This is a genomic window from Rhodococcus sp. NPDC059234, assembly GCF_042754225.1.
Lineage (GTDB): Bacteria > Actinomycetota > Actinomycetes > Mycobacteriales > Mycobacteriaceae > Rhodococcus_G.
In genome coordinates this window covers 1-1,134 of the sequence record NZ_JBHZAH010000233.1, presented here as the reverse complement: position 1 = coordinate 1,134, position 1,134 = coordinate 1, and the positions used below count along the sequence as shown (strand labels likewise).

Annotated in this window: 1 protein-coding gene; it reads left to right on the top strand. The window is 72.3% G+C overall.

The window, feature by feature from the left end; genetic code table 11:
* On the top strand, positions 1 to 860 hold an 860-nt coding region (locus ACFXGJ_RS24470), incomplete at its 5' end, for a WS/DGAT domain-containing protein (RefSeq protein WP_378625867.1).
* Positions 861 to 1,134: the final 274 nt, after the last annotated feature.

Sequence of the window (1,134 nt, the reverse complement as noted above, 5' to 3'; positions counted from 1 at the left end):
GGCCGTGGCGGCCCGCGGTCGCGCTCGCCGCCGCCGCCGCGCGACTGCCGGTGCAGGTCGTCGAGACGATCCGCCGTGCCGGGCCGGCGCACCGCACGCACCGGCAACTCGAACGCGACACCGAGGCCGGTCTCGTGCCCGCGAAGCCGCCGAGCCTGCCCAAGCTGTCCACCAACGCCAGGCCGAACGAGTATCGGACGATCCGAACCGTGGTCCTCGACGCCGCCGACCTGCGTGGGGCGGGGACGAGCGTCACCGTCGGTGCGATGACGGCGATCTCGATGGCCCTGACCCGGTACCTGGGTCTGCACGGGATCGCGGTCGACGAGGGGCTGGCCGCCGAGGTGACGGTCGCCAAGTCCGGACCGGCGCTGGCGCGCAACCACTTCCGCAACCTTGCCGTCGACCTGTTCCCGGACGTCGAGGATCCGCGCGAACGGGCCGAGTCGATCGCCCAGTCGCTGCGGACGCGGCGGCTGCGCGGCGATCATCCGGCGCGGGCGGCGGAGGATCGTGCGATGGCCGCGATCCCCGCCGCGCTCGCGCGCCGCGGGGTCGAGCAGTTCGACTTCACAGCGGTCCCGGACACGGTGACCGGACACACCGTCGTCTCGAGCGTCGCCCGCGGGCCCGCCGACCTGACGCTGGGCGGCGCCCGCGTGCGGTTCACCGCGGGCTTCCCGGCGCTGTCGCAGTTCATGGGATTGACGCACGGGGTGCACGGCATCGGCGAGACGGTGACGCTCAGCATCGTGACCAGCCCGTCGGTGATGACGGACGTCGACACCTACGAGGACCTGCTCCGGGCGGCGGTGGCCGAGGTGAGGGACGCCGCGGCCGTCGGCCAGCCGGTCGAATGACGCGAAGGCGGTGGCAAACGCGCTGCAACACCTATACGCTGTGGCCTGCGCCGGACAAAACCGGCAGCGACGCAGCAATCGAACGGAGTCACGACATGTCGACCTACATCTACGACGCCCTGGTTCCCTACGTCGGGCCGGCCACCGCCACGGATCTGGCGAGCCTGCTTGCCGTCGGACCGTAGTCCGTTCGAGCGCCGAGACGAACTGATCGGAAGGGCCCGGCGGAGCATCTGCTCCGCCGGGCCCTTCCGCGTCCAGCCGCTACAGGGCG